Annotated in this window: 22 protein-coding genes; 9 read left to right on the top strand and 13 right to left on the bottom strand. The window is 72.0% G+C overall.

What is annotated here, in order from left to right; genetic code table 11:
* Positions 1 to 39 precede the first annotated feature (39 nt).
* The gene (locus KBX46_RS14375; protein ID WP_247667547.1) at positions 40 to 921 is read right to left on the bottom strand and encodes a helix-turn-helix transcriptional regulator; all 882 of its coding nucleotides are present in this window, start codon (positions 919 to 921) and stop codon (positions 40 to 42) included.
* Between the two features lie 145 nt (positions 922 to 1,066).
* Complete coding sequence (locus KBX46_RS14370) at positions 1,067 to 1,306, bottom strand: DUF397 domain-containing protein (RefSeq protein ID WP_088947853.1); 240 nt, start codon at positions 1,304 to 1,306, stop codon at positions 1,067 to 1,069.
* Positions 1,307 to 1,570: 264 nt separating this feature from the next.
* Between KBX46_RS14370 and KBX46_RS14365 the strand changes: the two genes are divergently transcribed.
* Positions 1,571 to 2,221 (top strand): GGDEF domain-containing protein, encoded by a 651-nt coding sequence (locus tag KBX46_RS14365; RefSeq protein WP_088951690.1) that lies wholly within the window; start codon positions 1,571 to 1,573, stop codon positions 2,219 to 2,221.
* 4 nt (positions 2,222 to 2,225) lie between these two features.
* Here KBX46_RS14365 and rox read toward each other — a convergent pair whose 3' ends face one another.
* The 4 genes from rox to KBX46_RS14345 form a co-directional block, all read right to left on the bottom strand.
* Entirely contained in the window at positions 2,226 to 3,650 is a 1,425-nt protein-coding gene (rox, locus tag KBX46_RS14360; RefSeq protein WP_210792877.1) for a rifampin monooxygenase, read from the bottom strand.
* A 164-nt stretch (positions 3,651 to 3,814) separates the two neighbouring features.
* Entirely contained in the window at positions 3,815 to 4,837 is a 1,023-nt protein-coding gene (locus KBX46_RS14355; RefSeq protein ID WP_210792876.1) for a phosphotransferase, read from the bottom strand.
* A 61-nt stretch (positions 4,838 to 4,898) separates the two neighbouring features.
* Positions 4,899 to 5,372 (bottom strand): SRPBCC family protein, encoded by a 474-nt coding sequence (locus KBX46_RS14350; protein ID WP_088947851.1) that lies wholly within the window; start codon positions 5,370 to 5,372, stop codon positions 4,899 to 4,901.
* On the bottom strand, positions 5,356 to 5,700 hold the full coding sequence (locus KBX46_RS14345; protein ID WP_088947850.1) for a helix-turn-helix transcriptional regulator: 345 nt from the start codon (positions 5,698 to 5,700) through the stop codon (positions 5,356 to 5,358). The genes KBX46_RS14350 and KBX46_RS14345 overlap by 17 nt, the downstream gene beginning before the upstream one ends.
* A gap of 95 nt (positions 5,701 to 5,795) precedes the next feature.
* Here KBX46_RS14345 and KBX46_RS14340 point away from each other — a divergent pair, with 95 nt between their 5' ends.
* Complete coding sequence (locus KBX46_RS14340) at positions 5,796 to 6,446, top strand: NAD(P)H-dependent oxidoreductase (protein WP_210792875.1); 651 nt, start codon at positions 5,796 to 5,798, stop codon at positions 6,444 to 6,446.
* A gap of 159 nt (positions 6,447 to 6,605) precedes the next feature.
* On the opposite strand, the gene KBX46_RS14335 is transcribed toward KBX46_RS14340, so the two are convergent.
* Positions 6,606 to 7,097 (bottom strand): type II toxin-antitoxin system PemK/MazF family toxin, encoded by a 492-nt coding sequence (locus tag KBX46_RS14335; protein ID WP_141909123.1) that lies wholly within the window; start codon positions 7,095 to 7,097, stop codon positions 6,606 to 6,608.
* Positions 7,098 to 7,148: 51 nt separating this feature from the next.
* Between KBX46_RS14335 and KBX46_RS14330 the strand changes: the two genes are divergently transcribed.
* Both KBX46_RS14330 and KBX46_RS14325 read left to right on the top strand, forming a co-directional pair.
* A complete protein-coding gene (locus KBX46_RS14330; RefSeq protein ID WP_210792874.1) occupies positions 7,149 to 7,664 on the top strand; it encodes an NUDIX hydrolase in 516 nt (171 codons plus the stop codon).
* A gap of 26 nt (positions 7,665 to 7,690) precedes the next feature.
* Positions 7,691 to 8,992 carry a hypothetical protein gene (locus KBX46_RS14325; protein ID WP_210792873.1) on the top strand — a complete coding sequence of 434 codons (1,302 nt, stop codon included), beginning with the start codon at positions 7,691 to 7,693 and terminating at the stop codon, positions 8,990 to 8,992.
* An 86-nt stretch (positions 8,993 to 9,078) separates the two neighbouring features.
* Here the strand turns inward: KBX46_RS14325 and KBX46_RS14320 are convergent, their stop codons facing one another.
* Genes KBX46_RS14320 through KBX46_RS14300 form a run of 5 tightly spaced genes read right to left on the bottom strand, consistent with a single transcriptional unit; the run spans position 9,079 to position 13,365 of the window.
* Positions 9,079 to 9,639: a DUF2267 domain-containing protein gene (locus KBX46_RS14320; protein ID WP_210792872.1), complete on the bottom strand. Its 561-nt coding sequence runs from the start codon at positions 9,637 to 9,639 to the stop codon at positions 9,079 to 9,081.
* Between the two features lie 42 nt (positions 9,640 to 9,681).
* Positions 9,682 to 10,080, bottom strand: coding sequence for an NUDIX domain-containing protein (locus tag KBX46_RS14315; protein WP_210792871.1), 399 nt, complete (start codon positions 10,078 to 10,080; stop codon positions 9,682 to 9,684).
* A gap of 55 nt (positions 10,081 to 10,135) precedes the next feature.
* Positions 10,136 to 11,476: a hypothetical protein gene (locus tag KBX46_RS14310; protein WP_308159511.1), complete on the bottom strand. Its 1,341-nt coding sequence runs from the start codon at positions 11,474 to 11,476 to the stop codon at positions 10,136 to 10,138.
* A 29-nt stretch (positions 11,477 to 11,505) separates the two neighbouring features.
* Entirely contained in the window at positions 11,506 to 12,327 is an 822-nt protein-coding gene (locus tag KBX46_RS14305) for a sugar phosphate isomerase/epimerase family protein (protein ID WP_141909119.1), read from the bottom strand.
* Positions 12,328 to 13,365, bottom strand: a complete 1,038-nt coding sequence (locus KBX46_RS14300) for a zinc-binding alcohol dehydrogenase (protein ID WP_088947846.1) — start codon at positions 13,363 to 13,365, stop codon at positions 12,328 to 12,330.
* A gap of 115 nt (positions 13,366 to 13,480) precedes the next feature.
* Here KBX46_RS14300 and KBX46_RS14295 point away from each other — a divergent pair, with 115 nt between their 5' ends.
* Genes KBX46_RS14295 through KBX46_RS14280 form a run of 4 tightly spaced genes read left to right on the top strand, consistent with a single transcriptional unit; the run spans position 13,481 to position 17,354 of the window.
* Positions 13,481 to 14,875, top strand: coding sequence for an ABC transporter substrate-binding protein (locus KBX46_RS14295; RefSeq protein WP_210792870.1), 1,395 nt, complete (start codon positions 13,481 to 13,483; stop codon positions 14,873 to 14,875).
* Positions 14,872 to 15,828, top strand: a complete 957-nt coding sequence (locus KBX46_RS14290; protein WP_210792869.1) for a carbohydrate ABC transporter permease — start codon at positions 14,872 to 14,874, stop codon at positions 15,826 to 15,828. The genes KBX46_RS14295 and KBX46_RS14290 overlap by 4 nt, the downstream gene beginning before the upstream one ends.
* Positions 15,828 to 16,694 (top strand): carbohydrate ABC transporter permease, encoded by an 867-nt coding sequence (locus KBX46_RS14285; protein ID WP_099852729.1) that lies wholly within the window; start codon positions 15,828 to 15,830, stop codon positions 16,692 to 16,694. The genes KBX46_RS14290 and KBX46_RS14285 overlap by 1 nt, the downstream gene beginning before the upstream one ends.
* Positions 16,695 to 16,748: 54 nt before the next feature.
* The gene (locus KBX46_RS14280; RefSeq protein ID WP_210792868.1) at positions 16,749 to 17,354 is read left to right on the top strand and encodes a bifunctional 2-polyprenyl-6-hydroxyphenol methylase/3-demethylubiquinol 3-O-methyltransferase UbiG; all 606 of its coding nucleotides are present in this window, start codon (positions 16,749 to 16,751) and stop codon (positions 17,352 to 17,354) included.
* Between the two features lie 128 nt (positions 17,355 to 17,482).
* Here KBX46_RS14280 and eccB read toward each other — a convergent pair whose 3' ends face one another.
* Entirely contained in the window at positions 17,483 to 18,868 is a 1,386-nt protein-coding gene (eccB, locus tag KBX46_RS14275) for a type VII secretion protein EccB (protein WP_210792867.1), read from the bottom strand.
* 127 nt (positions 18,869 to 18,995) lie between these two features.
* On the opposite strand from eccB, the gene KBX46_RS14270 reads away from it, so the two are divergent.
* Positions 18,996 to 19,715: a spermidine synthase gene (locus KBX46_RS14270; protein ID WP_088947840.1), complete on the top strand. Its 720-nt coding sequence runs from the start codon at positions 18,996 to 18,998 to the stop codon at positions 19,713 to 19,715.
* Positions 19,716 to 19,780: the final 65 nt, after the last annotated feature.

Here is a 19,780-nt window from a genome sequence, read left to right as displayed (position 1 = left end):
CCCGAGCCGCCTCCACCGAACCGCCGCCCCAGGCAGCGGTCACGCCGGGTAGAGCTCGTCCAGCAACCGGCCGAGAATGTCCGGCGTACGCTCCGGCGGCTCGGCCTCTACGCAGAGCCGTTCCATGGCCACCGCGTAGTAGTCGAGGTCGTCGCGCTTGTCGAGGTAGATGGCGCTGGTGAGCTGTTCGATGTAGACGATGTCGGGCAGCTCCTGGTCACCGAATCGCAGGATGGTGAAGGCTCCCCCGGCGGCGGCGTGACCACCGGCGGCGAACGGGATGACCTGGAGCCGGATGTTGGGTGACTTGGTCGCCTCGATGAGAGCGGTGAGCTGGCCGCGCATGACGGCGGGGCCACCGATCGGGCGCCGTAGGGCTGCCTCGTCCACCACGGCCCAGAGCTGCGGTGGGTTTTCCCGGTGGAGCAACTGCTGACGCTGCATCCGCAGAGCGACGCGGCGCTCGATCTCGTCCGGACCTGCCGCGCCGTGCCCGAGCAGCACGACAGCGCGGGCGTAGTCCCCGGTCTGCAACAGGCCGGGGACGAACTGCACCTCGTAGGTGCGGATCAGCGCGGCCGCGGCCTCCAGGCCCAGGTACGACTGGAACCAGGTCGGCAACACGTCGCCGTAGCGGTGCCACCAGCCGGGGCTGTTGGCGTCGCGGGCGAGCTTGAGCAGCGCGTCACGCTCGTGCTCCTCGGTGACGCCGTAGAGGGTGAGCAGGTCGGAGACGTCGCGTTCCTTGAAGCCGACCCGACCCAGCTCCATCCGACTGATCTTCGACTCAGAGGAACGGATCTCCCAGCCGGCGCCCTCCCGGGTCACCCCGCTGGACTCCCGCAGACGGCGCAGCTGGGCACCGAGCAGCATGCGCAGCACTGTTGGCCCGGTTGTCGGGCCACCCTCGGCGGGAACCATCGTCACGTGCGGACCTCCGGACACCAACCCCCGTGACCGGGTACCTGGCCCGGCCGACGTGTAAGCATGCCATGGACCGACAGTGAGATGAACTCCTCCGCACCGGTGATTCAGTCCCGTCGCCGGGACGGCTCACGCGGGACGGTCAGTTGATCAGGTGGTCAAAATCCCCGTCGCGCGCTCCGAGAACGAAGGCGGCGATTTCGTCCACTGTGTAGATCAGCGCCGGGCCCTCCGGGTGCCGTGAGTTGCGGACCGCGATGCCCGCTCCCCCGGGCAGCTCGGCGAGTTCGACGCAGTTGCCGCTGGGGTTGCTGCGGCGGCTCTTCTGCCAGCTCAGCGGAGGCAACTGATGGATCGGTACGCCATTGGGTGGCTGATGCATGGAGGCGTCTTTCTGCTCACGAGCCCGCCGGTGGCCGTGGGAGGAGCGGTGACGGCGAGGGGTGCGGTATCGACTTCGGACAGTTCTGCACGTGCATCTGCTATTGCATCTGCATCGGACGGCGAGCATGATAACGCACATGATCGGTGCCCATCCGTTCACGTTGAGTTACCCCCGTAGGGGCAACCATCAGGCAAAAGTGGGCCCGACGCGGTGTGACGTGTCGACCGGAGGCTGGAGGCGGTCGCGGGGATGGGAGGGTTCGTGCCGGATCCGATGAGTGTCGCCTCCGGGATCTGCGCGGCCGGCGCCCTGCTCTCCTCCTGGCAACTACGCCGACGGGCGGTGCGCGCCGAGGCCGAGATCGATCACCTTCAGGCCGAGCTCGCCGCCGAGCGGCACGCCGCGAGTCACGACCCACTCACCGGGCTGCCCAACCGGCGCGCCTTCTACCGCCTGGCGGCCACCCTGCTCACCGACGCGGCCGGTCAGCCGTTGATCGCCGTGGTGCTCGACCTGGACGACTTCAAGCAGATCAACGACCGGTACGGGCACGCCGCCGGCGACCAGGTGCTGATCAGTGTGGCCGACCGGCTCGCCGGTTTCGCCGGGGACAACCTCGTCGCCCGCCTCGGTGGCGACGAGTTCGCCGGGCTGCTCTCCAGCCCCACAGTCGACCGGCGCTGGATCGAGCACTCCACCCGCCGACTCGCCGAGACCGTCGCCGCGCCGATCCGGCTCAACGGGTGCAGCGTCCGTGTCACCGCGTCCGTCGGGCTCGCCCCGGTGTCCGGCCCGGCCCAGCTCACCGACGCGCTCAGCCGCGCCGACGCCGCCATGTACCAGGCGAAGAGCCTCGGCGGTGCCCGGTCACCCCGGCAACTGGTCGACAGCGCCTGGCTGACCGAGCTCTGACCGTTCAGCCGGCTGCGCCGAACCATCTGGGCAGCTGGCCGAGCAGCTCCGTCTGGTCGTCGCCCACCCACGCCACGTGGCCGTCCGGCCGCAGGAGCATGGCGGGCACGTCCAGTTCCTCGCTGACGTCGACGACGTGGTCGACCCGGTCCGCCCACCCGGCGACGGAGAGCCGGCCGGTCTGGTCGAGCAGCAGTCCGCGGCCCCCGCGCATCAGCTCGTAGAGACGTCCCTGCTTGAGCCGCACGTCGCGCAGGTGGCGGCCGAGCATCTCGTGGCCCTCGCCGAAGTCGTAGCGGACCCCGATCGCGGTGACCTTCTCGATCAGGTACCGGTTGACGTCCTCGAAGTCCAACAGCTCCGACAACAGTTGACGCACCGACCGGGGTCCCGGCTCGGGCGACAGCAGCAGCATCTGCGCGCGGGTGTTGTTCAGGACGTCGGCGGCCACCGGGTGCCGTTCGGTGTGGTAGCTGTCCAGCAGCCCGTCCGGCGCCCAGCCGTTGACGGCCGCGGCCAGTTTCCACCCGAGGTTGAACGCGTCCTGGATGCCGAGGTTGAGCCCCTGCCCGCCGGTTGGCGGGTGGATGTGCGCCGCGTCGCCGGCCAGCAGCACCCGGCCGGTCCGGTAGCGCTCGGCCAGCCGGGTGGCGTCGCCGAAGCGGGAGAGCCAGCGCGGTGAGTGCACGCCGAAGTCGGTGCCCGCGTACGCCAGCAGTTGTCGCTTGAACTCCTCGATGGTCGGCGGGACCGAACGATCCTCGACCACCCCCTCGGCGGGAACCAGGACGCGGTACACCCCGTCGCCCAGCGGCCCGAGACCGAACCGCAGGTGCGTCCTGCGCACCTCGGCCACCACCTCGGCCACCGTCTCCGGTGCTACGCCCACCTCCATCTCGCCCAACAGGGACTCGACCCTGCTGGGCTCACCGGGAAAGCCGACGCCGAGCAGTTTGCGCACGGTGCTGCGGCCACCGTCGCAGCCGACGAGATAGCGCGACCGCAGCTGCCCGCCGTCGGCCAACCCCACTGTCACCCCGTCGTCGTCCTGGCTGAGCCCGACCAGTTCGCAGCCGCGCCGGATCTCCACGCCGACGTCGGCGGCGTGCTCGCCCAGCAGGCGGTCCGTCGTGGTCTGCGGGATGCCGAGGACGTACGGATGGGCGGTGTCCAGCCCGCTCGGCGACGGCTTGGGAATGGCGGCGAAGAAGCCACCGACCGGGTGCTGCTGGCCGAGCGCGAGGAACCGCTCCAGCAGGCCACGCTGATCTATCACCTCGATGCTGCGCGCGTGCAGCCCGAGCGCACGGACGTACGGGGTCGGCTCGGTCTCCCTCTCCACCACGAGTACGTGCACCCCGTGCAGTCGCAACTCGCTGGCCAGCATCAGGCCGGTCGGCCCACCGCCGGCAATGATCACATCGATCATGAAATCCCCCGATTTTCCCAGCTTTGGGCTCAGGGTGGTGATTCTGCGGCACGACCCGGGTCTTGCCGCAAGGCCCCGGGTGCGATATATGTTGGAGGTGGCAAGGAGCGCATGAGCTCCTTGCCTTTGTTGTTTCCCGTCGTGGACGGGGCCAGGGCTCGCGTTCAACGCCGCCGGTAGAGATCGCGCAGCGCCGCGTCGGCGAGGGTGACCAGACCGACCGGCGACACCAATCCCCGCACGATGCGCGCCGCCCGGTCCCGGTCGGCCGTCTCGGCGTCCGGGTCCAGCGCCTGGCGGGTCCAGTCGCTGAGGTCGTCGAGCGCGCGGACCGCGAGGAACCACGCCAGGCGGGCCGGGTCGATGTCGGCCGGGCCGTAGCCGGCGAGAACGGCCTTCTGCTGACGGGTGCTGATCGGCGCGAAGGCGAGCACCCCACCGAGCACGAACATCAGGTCACACTCGGGCGGGGCGAGCACCGCGTCGTCCCAGTCGATCAACCAGACCTGCCCGTCCGGGCCGAGCAGCAGATTGCCCAGGTGCGGGTCGCCGTGGCAGACGACGGCCGGGCCGGGCCGGGCGCGCTGGTCGACGGCGAGGCGCTCGACCTCGCGGGTCAGTGTGACCACCCGGTCGGCCACCCCGGACCACACGCCCGCCAGCTCCGCGGCCAGCGGCCCGGCGAGGTCGTCCGGGTCCGGATCGCGCAGCCGCTCGGCCACCGCGCGGGTCCCGGCCACGATCGAGGGGTACGCCGCGCCGCCCGCCGGCAACAGTCGTCGCACCTCGTCGGTCACGGGCACCGCGTGCACGGCGGCCAGCACCTCGCCGTACGCGCGCCAGTGCGCGTCGGTCATCGGGCCGTCGAGCGCCCGCTGATCGGAGACCCAGGGCACCACCGAGAGGCGGTGGCCGTCGTGGTCGACGGACAGCCGCCCGTCCCGGGTAAGCATCGGTGCGGCGATGCCCACCACCCCCTGGCCGGCCAGGTACGCCGTCACGGCCAGGCCGGCTGGGGTGCCGCCACCGCTCAGTTTGACCGCGTACCGGGAGCCGTCGACGCTGTGGGCCAGCCACAGTCGGGCGCGCTGGTCCGCGCCGTGGGTCACCCGTTCCAGTGAGGACAGGTGCAGGCCGAAGCCAGTGTGGATCCGCTCGGCCACCTGCCGCGTGATGTCCTCGCTCACGCGGACACCATCCCACCGGGCGGCCCACCAGCCCACTGCATAACCGGGGGCGTGGGCGGAGTCAGCGCAGTGTGGCGAGATACCGGTCCAGCGCTGCGTACGACTCGGCTGCCCCCTGGGCCATCCCGGAGTCGATCATGCCGTCGCGCTGCGCCGTGGTGTCGAAGCGGGTGCTGCTCGTGATGGTGGTGCGCCCGTCCTGCTCGGTGAAGACCAGCGTCTCCACCGCCACCTGGCCGGGCATGCCCTCGAACTCGAAGGTCTGCACGATCCGCTCCGGCACGACGATCTCCCGGTATTCACCGCGGAAGGCGTAGTCGTTGCCGTCCTGGGCGTGCTCGACGCAGCGGTAGTGGCCGCCCACCCGGAAATCGATCTCGACGTCCAGCGGGTTGCCCCGCCCCCACCAGTGCTTGAGGTGCTCGGCCTGGGTGTGCGCGGCGTAGACCAGCTCGCGTGGAGCGTCGAAGGACCGGGTGAGGGTGACCTCCCGATCGGACGGCAGGTCGATCGTGAGGTCAGGGAGATTGTTCATGGCGGGTCTCCTTCAGGTCGCGTAGGTAGTCGTCCAAGGTGTCGTAACGGTCGTCCCAGAGTCGGCGGTACTGGTCGACCCACTCGGCGAGCGTCCGCAGCGGCGCCGGGTCGAGCCGGCAACGACGCCACTGCGCCTCACGGGTCCGCACGATCAGCCCCGCGCGCTCCAGCACCGCGAGGTGCTTGGAGATCGCCTGGAGGCTGATCGGGAACGGCGCCGCCAGCTCGTTGACCGTCGCCTCGCCGGTTGCGAGCCGGGCCAGGATGGCCCGGCGGGTGGGATCAGCGAGTGCGGCGAACACCGCGCTGACGGGATCTGTTGTCATATGCCGCTTTCAACCTGTCAGCTAATCAACTCGTTGGTTGAATATACGGGCGCCGTCCGGGTATGGGCAAGCAACTCGGCCGAAAGGAACTCGACGTGGCGACCATCCGCGCCCTCGTGCTCAACTGCACCCTCAAGCCGTCACCAGGCCCGTCCAGCTCCGAACAGCTCGGTCGGGAGGTGCTCGACGAGTTGGCCGCCCAGGGCGTGGAGGGCGAACTGGTCCGGGTGGTGGACCACGATGTGCGCTTCGGCGTGTCCACCGACGAGGGTGACGGCGACGGCTGGCCGGCGATCCGCGCCAAGCTGCTGGCGGCGCAGGTGCTCATCATCGCCACGCCGATCTGGCTCGGCCAACCGTCCAGCGTCTGCAAGATGGTCCTCGAACGTCTCGACGCCGAACTCTCCGAGACCGACGACGAGGGCCGGCTGCTCACCTACGGCAAGGTTGCCGGGGTGGCCGTCGTCGGCAACGAGGACGGCGCGCACCACACCATCGGGCAGGTGCAGCAGGCGCTCAACGAGGTCGGGTTCACCCTCGCCGCCGCCGCGGCGACCTACTGGGTGGGTGAGGCACTGCACAAGGTGGACTACCGCGACGCCGGCCCCAAGCCCGACACCACCGGTCGCACCACGAAGGCGCTGGCGCTCAACACCGCACACCTGGCGGGGCTGCTCGCCGACCGGCCGTACCCGCCGCCGGACGCGAAGGGCGCCGCGGTCGGCCCGAGCCGCGAGTCTGCCTGACCACGTCGGTCAGGTCCGCGCCGGTTCCTGCCCCCGGACACCTACCTGCGCCGCTGTAGAGCTGCCCCGGTTATGGGGCAGCTCGCAGCGCAGCGGCCATCGGGCCGCAGGGCACCGCCCAGACGCCCCACCCGTGGGGCAGCTCTACAGGTGTGCGGGTCAGCGCCAGCCGTAGCCGGCGCGCAGCGCCTGCCCGACCCGGTCGAACCGGGGCCGGTCCAGCACGGCGCCCTCGCGGCGGATGCTGTCCTCACGCATGGTGAGCACCCGGTCCAACCGGACCCAGCTCGGCCGGTTGTCCCGATCCCACTCGCCCGGCCCGAGCGCGAACCAGTGCCGCTGCCCGTCCCGCTCGCTCTGACTGGACAGCATCAGCCCGAACAGCGTCCGGCTGTGCCGTCCGACGACCAGCACCGGCCGGTCCTTGCCCTGGCGGGGGTCGTCCTCGTACGGCACCCACGTCCAGACGATCTCGCCCGGGTCGGCCTGGCCGTCGCGCTCCGGAGCGTAGGTCAGCTCCCGACGCTGCAACGCGCTCACCTGGCGGCGGCGGGCCACCTGCGCGGGGGCCGGCCCGGTGCGCCGAGGCGACGGAATCGCCGCGCCTACCCGGGAGATGCGAGCCGCGACATTCCTCAACAGACCAGCCACGGCGGGCAGCCTACCCGCCGCCCCGAGCGGTCCGTGCGACAGACTGGCCCGATGGACGAGCTGCCTCGCGACCTGCCGATCCTGGAACGACGCGCGGTGCGGGTGGTGGTCACCGACGGCTTGGATCGGGTGTTGCTGTTCCACACCCGCGACCCTGACCACCCCCGGCTGGGCACCTGGTGGGAGCTGCCCGGCGGCGGCATGGATCCCGGAGAGACCTACCTCGACACGGCGGTGCGGGAGCTGCACGAGGAGACCGGCATCCTCATCACCGCCGACCAGGTGGGCGCACCGACCTGGCGCCGACGGGCGAGCTTCCTGCACCGCCAGCTGCGGCACGTCCAGGATGAGGTCGTCGTCAGCGTACGGCTCGCCGGTGCCGGTCCCGACGTGGACGAGGCGCACCGGCTCGATTACGAGTTGGAGGACTACTTCGCCTTCCGCTGGTGGCCGCTGCCGGAGGTGATCGCGAGCTCGGAACGGTTCTATCCCGGGCAGCTCCCCCGGCTGATCACCGCCTTCCTCGCCGGCGAGGAGATCGACGAGCCGTTCGAGCTGTGGTCGTGAGCCGGGTCGGCGGGCAGAGTGGGGGCATGACCACCGATCTGCACGGGCCGCTCTCCGCGTATGCCGCACGGCTGCACGCCACGGTCGGCGACCGGCACCACGTCGCCTCCCCGCTCGGGGCCTGGCTGCTGCTCGCGGTCTGCGCCACCGAGCCGGCCGACACCGAGCCGGCCGAATCCAACCCGGCCGCCGAGGACGCGGCCGGCGAGGGCCCGAGCGCCGATGGCCCGACCGCCGAGGACCTGGCTCATGCCCTGGGCACCGACCTGGCCAGCGCGGCCGAGGTCGCCCGCGTGCTGCTGGACGCGCCGCATCCGCTGGTCAGGTCCGCCACCGCGCTCTGGCGCCGAGCGGGGCGGGGTGACGGCGGTTCGGCCGCGTGGCGGGCCGCGCTGCCCAGGACGACCGACGTCGGTGAGCTGCCCGATCAGGCCGGCCTGGACGCCTGGGCGCGCGAGCACACCGACGGCCTGATCGACACGTTTCCCCTGAAGGTCAGCCCGAACGTGGTCTTCGCACTGGCCAGCGCGCTGGCCACCCGGGTGTCCTGGGCGACCCCGTTCGACGTCGCCGACGCCGGCGCGCTCGGTGGCGGCAGCCCGTGGTCGCGCGGGCTACGACGGGCGTTGCGCAGCCCGAGCCATGGTCACCGCTGCGCCATCGTGTCCACCGAGCGGCTCGGCGACGTGATCGTGCACGCCGCCCCTGCCCAGACGACCGACGGTGCCGGACTTGTGGTCCTCTCGGTGGCCGCCGACCCGCAGGTGCCGTCGAGCGAGGTGCTGGCCGTCGCGTACGACCTCAGTGTCGGCGCGGCCGACGGCGCGCAACCGGCCGGTGCCCGTTCCCTGTTCGACCTGCCGCTCGGTGAGACTCCGCTGTGGACGGTACGCGAGGAGCGGGTGCGGACCCGGGCGCGCGACGGCCGCGAGGAGCGCCACAACGCCGTCCTCCCCTGCTGGTCTGCCCGCAGTGAGCATGACCTGACCGCCCCGGCGCTCGGCTTCGCGGCGGCGTCAACGATGCTGGCGAAGGCGCTTGCCCAACCAATCGAGAGCTTCGACGCGCGTCAGGTGGCGATGGCCCGGTTCGGCCGGTACGGCTTCGAGGCGGCGGCCGTCACCGGCATGGTCGGGCTGGTCAGCCTGCCGCCCGAGGGCGTCGCCCGCACCGCCGAACTGCGGTTCGGCAACCCGTACGCCGTGGTGGCCGTCGCCACCGACACCCGGGCGGACGGTGTCACCGGGCCGTGGCACGGGGTGCCGGTCTTCTCCGCCTGGGTCACCGAGCCCGAAGAGCTGCCCGAGGCCGACGCCGCCGACCGGTGAACAGGACAGCTGCCGTCCCTGATACCCCGACTTCAAGGAGCCCGAGTCGATGATCCCCGGACCCGGCCGGACGGGCACGGGAAGGGTCAGGGCCCGAGCCGTTCGGACGCGGCCCCGCCCTCGTCGTCGCGCGGCAGTCTCGCCACCATCTCCCGGAACTCTCGTACGGTCATCGCCTCACGCAGGGTCGCGAAGACCGCCCCGGTTCCGGCCCGGGCGGTCGCCGGATCCACCGCGGCACGCCGTCCCACCCGACGAAGGAACTCCGCCGGACCGGCGTCCGTAGGCGGCGGAACGGCGGTGCCGCCGACATCCAGGCCCAGCCCGGTGTCCGGCCCGTCCATGCCCAGGCCGGCGACCCCATCCCGCCCCGGGGCAGGACCAACAGTCCCGACCTCGTCCGGCGCGGGGCCGACCGCGTCCGGCGCGGGACCGGCGGTTCCGGGCTCGTCCGGCGCGCGGCCGGTCAGGTAGCCGCCGACCTCGTCCGGAAGGTGCCCCACCAGGTCGTCGGGCGCGTCGCCGGTCACCCGCTCGGCCATCGTCTGGAGGACGGCGCGGGCGAGCGCGGCGGCCTGTTCGCTCGGCAGGCCGGAACGCCGGGACACCGCGTCGATGAAGTACGGAAACCCGTCGCCGTCGGTCACGCCCGGGCGGTTACCCCCGGCCGGCGTCGGCAAACTGCGCCGTCAGCGCAGCAGGCCCTCGGCCAGCAGGTGATCGAAGATGATCTGGTCGACCGGCGAGGTGCGGTGCCGGTCGGCGTACCCCAGCCAGTCCATCTCCGCGATCTCGCTGGCCGGGCGCAACCGCCCCTGATATCCGGCCCGGTAACAGGTCATCCGCACTGTGGTCCCGCCCGCGTGGCCGTGTGCCGCAGCGGTGAAGGTGCCCAGGTGCACCGCGTCGCGTACGTCCACGTCGACGCTCAACTCCTCTTCGATCTCCCGGCGCAGGGTCTCCAGGTCGGTCTCACCCGGCTCCCGCTTGCCACCGGGCAGATACCAGACGTCCTTGCCCACGGACCGGGTGCTCAGCACCCGCCCGTCCTCGATGAGGATCCAGGCCACCTTGTCGATCTCGGGCACGCCGCCCCTTCCGGTCGAAGACCGGGCACGCTACCAGCCGGGGCCCGCCAGACACTCACTCGGCCAGCAGGTCGAGCAGCAGCGCGGCGGTCCAACTGAACGCCGGTGAGCCCAACCCGACGCCGGTGTCCGGATGGAAGTACTCGTGGCACCCGGCCCCGGCGACCAGACCGATCATCGAGCGGCGCAGCCCGGCGGCCAGCTCCGGGTGCCCGTGCGCGAGCAGCCCTCGCCGGATCAGCCAGCCGGTGTTCAGCCAGCTCGGGCCGCGCCAGTAGCGCAGCGGCTCGAAGTCGGGCGCGGTGCGGTCGTGGGTGGGCAACGGCCGTTCCATATGCCGGGCCACCCCGAAGCGCGCCGAGCGGGCCTCGACGACCAGCGCATCGACCTGCCGGGTCGGCAGGTCGGGCAGGATCAGCGGAGTCAGCCCGAGCACGGTACGGGCGCTGACCAGCCGGTCGGTGCGCAGGTCGCGGGGCTGGAACGTGCCGGTGTCCGGGTCGTACAGCCTGCGTACCAGGGCTTCGGTGATCCGGGACGCACGGGCCCGGTGCGGCCCGGGGTCGTGGCCGATGAGCACGGCGATCTCGGCCAGGGCGTGCTCGGCCGCCCCGAACGCCGCGTTGAACAGCGGGCACTCCACGAGGAACGGATGGCCCTCGGCCAGACTCCGGTCGTCGTAGCCGTTGTCGCGGTACGCGGCGACGATCGCCAGGTAACGCGCGTAGTCCAGGTCCGTGGGGCGGTGCGCGGCGTCGGCGTGCGCGGTGTCATGCCGACGGTACGCGCGCATCACCGCGGCCTCGGCTCCGACCGCTGCCATTGGCTCGTCCCACGCGGGGCTGTTGTCCAGACCGGACTCCCACGGGTGCACGATGCAGACCAGCCCGTCGCCGGCCACGTCCCGCCGGTCGGCCAGGTAACGCTGCTGGGCGACCAGTGCGGGATAGAGCTGACGCAGGGCGGCCCTCCCGGCCGGGTCGGGTGCCCGCCGGTACGCGAGCAACGCGGCGAGCGCGTGCACCGGCGGCTGGACCAGGCCGGACGTGTCCACGTCAGGAGTGCCCTGGGCGTTCGCCGAGCGCCACATCTCCGGCCCCGGGAAGTACGCGCCGACCCGCAGCGCCGGGTTGAACACGATGTGCGGCACCCTTCCGTCGGCCCACTGGGCCCGGAACAGGCTCGTCAGCTCCCGCCAGGCCCGGTCGGGACGAATCTGGGCCAGCCCGATCGCGATGAACGCCGAGTCCCAGCTCCACTGGTGCGGGTAGAGCGTGCGGGAGGGCACTGTGTGGTCGTGCTCCCAGTTGGCGTCGAGCGTGTCGACAGCGAGTCGGCGCAGCCCGGCCACGTCGGCCGGCCCACCCGTGCGGGCGGTGTCGCGGTGGGCGGTCACGCCGACGCGCGTCGGCCCGGCACCGGCGGTCACGCGGCGGCCCGCCGGGGCAGGGCGTGACGCAGCACCGTGGCGGCCTGTTGCAGGGCCCGGACCGGGTCGCCGCGCAGCCGGCACTCCAGCGCCAGCCACCCTCGGTAGTCCAGCTCCAGCAGCGTACGCACCAGCGCCGGCCAGTCCAGGTGCCCCGCGCCCGGCTGGTAGCGGTTGGAGTCGCTGACCTGCACGTGACCGAGGTAGGGCGCGGCGGCGCGCAGCGCGCGGTGCATGTCGTCCTCCTCGATGTTCATGTGGAAGGTGTCCGCGACCACCCGGACCGACGGCAACCCGACAGCGGCGCAGAGCGCCACCGCCTCGTCGAGACGGTTGACCATGTGGTCCTCGTACCGGTTGAGGGGTTCGAGGAAGAGGGTCACCCCCTCGGCCCGGGCGTGCTCGCCCAGCTCGCCCAGGGCGTCGAGGAGGACCTGCCGGTCACCGGCCGGCGGGCGCGGCGGCTCGAACGGCGGCAGCCGCCGGGAGAACATGCCCCAGGCGGCCGGTGTCATCACGCCGATGCCGCCCAGCTCGCCGATGACCGACAGTTGGGAGCGCAGGTTGCGCACGGCGTCGGCGGACCGGGCGGGGTCGAAGTCGCCGATGAAGTGGTCCATCTCGACGCAGACGGTGGGCATCACCACCCCGGCGGCGCGGGCGCGGCGCAGCTCGGGCAGGCGACGGGCGAACGCGAGGTCACCGCGTCCGCGTAGCTCGATGCCCTGGTAGCCGAGGGCGGCCGCGAGGGCGTACTTCTGGATCAGGTTTGTGCCCGGCAGGAGTTGTTCCTGGCAGGCCAGCGCGATGGTGGTCATCTAGAACCTCAGCACCACTTGGAGGACGTCACCGGCGCCGCGGTCGAGCAGCGCGAGGGCGTCGGCGACCGCGCTGGCGTCGACGATGTGGCTGACCAGCGGCAACGGATCGACGCTGTGTTCGGCCACCAGGTCCATGAAGGTCTGCGCGACCCGGTCACCGGTCCACCGCCCGGCCATGCTCGGCGCGGGGGTGGGCCCGGAGACCTGGGCGGCCACCAACTGGATGCGGTTGTGGTGGAACTCCTCGCCGAGGCCGAGAGCGTCGGCCTGGCCCTGGTAGAAGCCGGCGGCCACGACCCGACCGGCGTGTGCGGTGGATCGGATCGCCTCGTGCAACGCCGGGTACGCCCCGGACAACTCCAGGCAGACGTCCGCGCCCCGGCCGTCGGTGGCCCGACGCAGCACGGCGGCGGCGGATTCGGCGCGGACGTCCACAGTGGTTCGCGCGCCGTACCGGGCGGCGTGCTCCAACCGGCCGGGCACCGGGTCCACGGCCACCACCCGGGCGCCGGAGAGCACGGCGAGTCGAGTGGCGAGCAGCCCGATGACGCCCTGCCCGAAGACGGCGACCCAGTCGCCGAGGTGCAGGTCACCGGCGAGCACGGCGGTCAGCGCGATGGCCCCCGGGCGGGCGAAGACCGCGGCGAGCGGGTCCAACCCGGCGGGGAGCGGATTCACCGCCTCGGCGGCGAGCACGGCCTCGGCCCGGTGCCCCCAGATGCCCCAGACGAGCTGCCCGGGGTGGCGGTCGGTGACATCCGGCGCCACCTCGACGACCTCGCCGACCTCCTCGTAGCCGAAGCCGATCAGCGGGTAGGGCACCGGGGTCTGCCGGGGGACGAACATCCGGGCGGCGTCGTCCCAGTCCTTGCTGAGCCGGGGATTGCTGCCCCGGTAGAGGGTCAGCTCGGTGCCGGCGGAGATGCCCGAGTAGGAGGTGCGGACCCGGACCTGGCCGGGGCCGAGCGGATCCGGGGGGCAGGGCTCGAGGCTGATCCGTCGAGGCCCGGCGAGAGAGACCACCCAGTTGCCCATGTGTCACATCCCGGTAGCACTGGGTTCCAGGATAGCAAAAAATAGCCATATGTCTTGCTATTGATCAATCGAAGGTGTTGGATCCTTCATGTACCCTTCGAGAGGAGTGCCACCGATGTCAGCACCTCCGAGGCGGATACTCGCCACCACCCTGATCATGGCACTGACAGCGTCCACCCTGCTGGCCTGCGGAGACGACGAATCGGACAGCAGCAGCAAGAAGATCACCGTCTGGAGCCTGGAGGACGTCGCCGACCGGGTCACCGCCACCAAGGCGATCGTCGCCGACTTCACCGCGAAGACCGGGATCCAGGTCGACCTGGTGACCGTCAACGAGGACCAGTTCCCCTCCCTGATCGCCGCCAACGCCGCCGCCGGTGACCTGCCCGACGTGGTGGGTTCGGTCTCCCTCGCCGGCATCCGTACGCTCGCCGGCAACGAGCTGCTGCACGCCTCGGCGAACGCGGAGGTCGTCGACAAGCTGGGCCGGCAGACGTTCTCACCGCGGGCGCTGGAGCTCACCTCCGACGACGGCAAGCAGCTGTCCGTGCCCAGCGACGGCTGGGGCCAACTGCTCGTCTACCGCAAGGACCTGTTCGCCGCGGCCGGCCTGCCCGCCCCCGACACGTACGAGCGGATCACCGCCGCCGCGGCGAGACTGAACACCGGCGGCGTCGCCGGGATCACCGCGGCGACCGCCCCCAGCGACGTGTTCACCCAGCAGACCTTCGAACACCTGGCGCTGGCCAACGACTGCCAGCTCAGCGACGACTCGGGCAAGGTCACCCTGGATTCGCCCCAGTGCGTCGAGGCGTTCCGCTTCTACGGCGACCTGATCCGCACCAGCTCGGTGAAGGGCGCGCAGGACGTGGACACCACCCGGGCCACCTACTTCGCCGGCAAGGCGGCCATGGTGATCTGGTCGCCGTTCATCCTCGACGAGCTGGCCGGGCTGCGTAACGACGCCAAGCCGACCTGCCCGCAGTGCCAGGCCGACCCGGGGTTCCTCGCGAAGAACAGCGGCTTCGTCACCGCGATCAAGGGCCCGAACGGCACCGAGCCGGCCCAGTACGGCGAGATCAGCTCCTGGGCCGTGCTGGACGGCGCGGCGGCCGACCCGGCGAAGTCCTTCGTGGAGTACATGCTCAGTGACGGCTATCCGAGCTGGTTCGGCATGTCCCCCGAGGGCCGCTTCCCGGTCCGCAAGGGCACGCCGGCCGAGCCGGAGGCGTACCTGACCCGGTGGAACGCCAGCCAGGCCGGCGTGGACGCGAAGAAGCCCCTCGCCGACGTGTACGGCGACGAGGTGCTGGCCACGCTGCGCCGCAGCCCGGACACGTTCGGGCGGTGGGGCCTCAGCCAGGGACAGGGCAAGCTGGTCGGCGCCATGCTCGGGGAGCTGCCGGTGCCGAAGGTGCTGGGTGACCTCGTCTCCGGCAAGTCCGACGCGACGGCCACCGCCAACCGCGCCAAGAAGGACGTCGACGCCATCAAGGCGGGCGTCAATTGACGACCACCGCGCCCGGCCCCGGCCGCTCCCCCACCCGGGAGCGGCCGGAGCCACCACGGCGCCGACCATTGACCCTGCGCCGCCGCGAATCCCGGGCCGGGCTCGCGCTGGTCGCACCGACCCTGCTCGTCACGATCGCGGTCATCGGCATCCCGATCGTGTGGACCGTGGTGCTCGCCTTCCAACGGGTCCGGCTCGCCACGCTGCGCAAGACCGGCCTGTTCGGCGACTTCACCATGGACAACATCGACCGGGTGCTGCACACCCCCGGCTTCGCCGAGACGCTGTGGGTGACGCTGATCTACAGCGTCGGCGGCACAGTCGGGTCGATACTGCTCGGCCTGGTGGCCGCTCTGGTGGTCCGCCGGCCGTTCCGGGGTCGCACCCTGGTCCGGGCGTCCATGCTGCTGCCGTACGTGGCGCCGGTGGTCGCGGTGACCTTCGTCTGGCAGGTGATGCTCGACCCGCAGCTCGGCATCGTCAACGCGTGGGGCCAGCGCCTGCTCGGCTGGGACGCGCCGGTGCCGTTCCTGTCCCAGGAGTCGACCGCCCTGACCACGGTGATCGTGTTCGAGGCGTGGCGCTACTTCCCGTTCGCCTTCCTGTTCCTGCTGGCCCGGCTCCAGGCGGTGCCCGGTGAGCTGGAGGAGGCCGCCCGGGTCGACGGGGCCACCCCCACCCAACGGTTCCGGCACATCCTGCTGCCCCAACTGCTGCCGGTGATCGCCCTGCTGGGCGTGCTGCGCTTCATCATGACGTTCAACAAGTTCGACGACGTCTACCTGCTCACCGGCGGCGCGGCGGGCACCGAGGTGGTCAGCGTGCGGGTGTACGAGTTCCTCACCGCCCGTACCGACATCGGCGCCGCGGCCGCGCAGGCGGTCGTGCTGGCCGTGGTGCTCATCGTGTTCGTGCTGATCTACCTGCGCTTCTTCGGACGGAGGGTGAGCTGATGGACCGGGACGTGGTCGAGACGGTGAGCCTGCGCTGGCTGCGCCGACTGGTGATCGCCGCGTTCCTGGTGGTCACCGTCTTCCCCTTCTACTACATGCTGGTGCTCTCGGTGCGCCCGATCGAGCGGCTGCTGCTCGACCCGGGCGCGCTGGTGGTCGGCTTCGGTGAGCTCACCGTCGCCACGTACGCCGAGGTGCTCAAGGCCACCGACGACGGCGGCCAGGGCTTCCTCACCTTCATCCGCAACAGCGGGCTGGTCGCCGTCGCGGCGACCGTGCTCACGCTGCTCGTCGCGATTCCCGGCGCGTACGCGGTGGCCCGGCTGCGGTTCTTCGGCCGGCGGCAGGTCGACTTCCTGTTCCTGGCGGTCTACCTGTTTCCGTCGATCGTCATCGCGATCCCGCTGTTCGTCGTGTTCAGCCTCGCCGGGCTGCGCGGCTCGCTGTTCGGCCTGGTGCTCGTCTACATCTCGCAGACACTGCCGGTCTCGGTCTACATGCTGAAGAACTACTTCGAGACCATCCCGGTCAGTCTGGAGGAGTCCGCCGCCATCGACGGCGCCGGCCGGCTGGGCATCATCCGGCGGGTCAGCCTGCCGCTGGCCATGCCGTCGGTCATGGCGGTCGCGCTCTACGACTTCATGATCGCCTGGAACGAGTTCCTCTTCGCCCTGCTGTTCCTGGTCGACAAGCCCGACCGGTGGACGGTGTCGCTGGGGTTGTCCCTGCTCGCCGACGGTGTGGAGGTCCCCAAGACGGTGCTGATGGCCGGGTCGGTCGTGCTCACCCTGCCGATCGTGATCCTCTTCTTCGCCAGCGAACGCCTGCTCACCGAGGGGCTGACCAGCGGCGCGGAGAAGGGATGATCGTCTCCTCCGGGTCCCCCGCCGCTCCCCTACCGGCCCGGATACGGTGGCCTCATGGCCAACCCGACCCGCTGGGCGACCGACACCGGTCCCGAGCACTCGCAGTGGTATATCGACCGGTTCCGCAAGCTCGCGGCCGAGGGCGCGGACCTGGCCGGAGAGGCCCGCCTGGTGGACACTCTGGTCGCGCCCGGCTCACGGATCCTCGACGCCGGCAGCGGCACCGGCCGGGTCGGTGCCGCGCTGGCCGAGCGTGGGCACACAGTGGTGGGGGTGGACGCCGACCCCGCGCTGGTGGCGGCGGCCAGCGCCGACTATCCCGGCCCGACGTGGCTGGTCGCCGACCTGGCCGAGCTGGACCTACCGGCGCTGGGTGAGGCGGTGCCGTTCGACGCGGCGGTGCTGGCCGGCAACGTCCTCGCCTTCGTCGCCGTCGGCACCGAACCGGAGGTGCTGCGCCGGATCGCCGCGCACCTGCGCCCCGACGGTGTGCTGACAGTGGGCTTCGGCACCGAGCGCGGTTACCCCCTGACCGCGTTCGACGCCGACGCCGTGGCCGCCGGCCTGCGCGTAGAGCACCGCTTCGCCACCTGGGACCTGCGCCCGTGGCGCGACGACGCGCCGTTCGCGGTCAGCGTCCTGCGCCGTCCGGCCGACTGACACCGTCTGCCGCGCGTCGCTCTCCGGTGATCAAGAGGTTTGCGTCAGGCTCGCGCCGTTTTTTGACGCAAACCTCTTGATCACCGCCGCCCTGGCGGCCCGGCGGCCCGGGGGCGGGGTTTGGGGGATCAGTCGGGGGCGGCGACGGCCCGGGCGGCGGCCGGGTCCAGGGTCGCGCCGGCAGGCACCAGGCTGACCAGGCCGGCCGGCAACCGCAACGGTCGGACACTGCGGTAGCCGAGCATCGCGAGCACCTCCCGGTCGGCCAACACGTACCGTCGGCCCAGGTCGGTGACCACGGAAACCGCACCGCCGGTCGCACCGGGCGCCGCGGCGGCCTCGACCACCGCGCCACGACCCGGCTCCACCAGCACATGGTCGGCCAGCACCGCGCCGCCGGTCGGCGCGGTGCGGGGAGCGGCCGTCAGGTCCCGCAGCGGTACGCCCCACCGCACCTCACCAACCCCACCGTCGTCGGCGACGCGGGTGCAGAGGGCCCCGTCGCCGCCCGCGGCGAGCCGGGGCGGGCTCGGTGGTGGGGCGTTCGGGCCGGTCGGGGCGAGGTCGGGCACCGTGGGCAGCGCGGCGAACTGACCCAGGGTCATCGGCACCGGCTCGCCCTGCCCGGTGCGGGCCAGCAACAACCCCGCCTGCAACTCGGTGATGCCGGCCAAGCCGGCGTCGAGCGCCACCGCGTACTGCCGGCCGCCGCCGGAGTTGCTCACCAGGTAGACCGTGCCGACGGTGGTGCCCGGCACGCCGCTGGCGGGACGGCCCAGCCCGGGCAGGTCGAGCGGGGCGAGGTCGGTGCCGGACGGCAGCGAGTTGAGCAGGGCGGGCGCCACCGGCACCGCTTGCGCCCGGGTGGTGGCGAGCGCGGCCAGCACCCTGCTCGGATCACGCACGAGATATCGCCGTTGGTGCCAGACGAGGTGCAACCCGCCGTCGGGGTGGCGCAGCAGCAGCGCCTCGTCGCCCAGCGGCCGACCGCCGTCGGGCTCGGTGCCGATCAGCAGGGCCGAGCGGGGCGCCTCGTCGCCCGCGCCGGCCGGGACGGTCGAGCAGACCGTCCACCCCCCGTTGGCCAGCCGGCCGGGGTCGGGCAGCGAATCAGGCGCGTCCGCGATGCCCAGCGGCAGCCCGCGCGGCACACCGTCGATCGTGCGGCGGGAGACCAGCACGGTCTTCGACCGGTCCGCACCGACGATGAGCAGCGCGGAGGCGTAGTTGAGCACCGGGTGCAGCTTCTGCTCGCGATAGACGAACCGGGCGCCGGACTCCTTCTCCACGATCACCGCGCCCGGGTCGCGCCAGCCCTTGCCGCCACCGGCGAACAGCCCGTAGAGCGCCGAGCCACCGAGCCCGATCGCCGCGACCAGGACGCTGGCCAGACCCGCGCCGGCCAGCCGCCGAAACGGCGACTGCGCGGGGTCGGTCTCCCGCATGACCAGGGCGGCGACCGCCCGTTGGACGCCGAACTGGTAGGAGTGCAGCTGGTCCTGCCGCGACGGCATCAGGTCCCTTCCGACGGATCGGCCGGGCACAGGATATGCGTTCCGTCGATGTCCCGTGTTCCCTGCGTGGCCGGCACGGGGCAACCGGTACCATCCGGGGACGAAAACGACGGCGAGAGGGCCACCCGTGGGCGCGCGTTTCGAGGAACTGGCCTGGCGGGAGACGCCGATCGGCGCGATCAGCCTGCGTCGACGCCGGGACCCGGCACTTCAGGTCGAGGTGTACGAGGTCAAGCTCGACGACGAGTACCTGATGTCCAGCCTCTTCCCCGTCGCGGAGATCGAGCTGGCCCGGCTCGGTCTCGCCGAGGTGCCCGGTGACTCGATCGACGTGGTGGTCGGCGGTCTCGGGCTGGGATACACCGCCTGCACGGCACTGGGCGACCCCCGGGTGCGTTCGCTGTTCGTGGTGGAGGCGATCGAGGACGTGATCGACTGGCACCGGCAGGGGCTGCTGCCGTTCGCGGCGGGCCTCGCCGAGGATCCGCGGACCCGGTTCGTGCAGGCCGACTTCTTCGCGGCGGTGGCCGGTGACGTCGGCTTCGACGCCGAGGTGCCCGGGCGGCGGTTCGACGCGGTGCTGCTCGACGTCGACCATTCCCCGCGCAACGTCCTGCACCCCAGCCATGCCGCGTTCTACCCGCCGGCCGGTCTGCGCCGGCTGGCCGCGCTGCTGCGCCCGGAGGGGGTCTTCGCGCTCTGGTCGGACGACCCGCCGGACGCCGAGTTCACCGCGGCGCTCACCGAGGTGTTCGTGGACGTGCGGGCGCACGTCGTGCCGTTCGCCAACCCGTTGACCGGTGGTCAGTCGGCCAACACCGTCTACGTGGCGCGCGCCGGCGGCTGAGCTCGTCCTTGATCGACTCTGATTTTCGAGAGTCGGGGTGTCTCCGCGCCCCGGACACCCTGGCC

The organism is Micromonospora sp. C81, assembly GCF_018070425.1.
GTDB classification, from domain to species: Bacteria; Actinomycetota; Actinomycetes; order Mycobacteriales; family Micromonosporaceae; genus Micromonospora; species Micromonospora zamorensis.
Note: the sequence above shows the minus strand (reverse complement) of the source record. Positions and strands in the feature narration are given on the sequence as shown.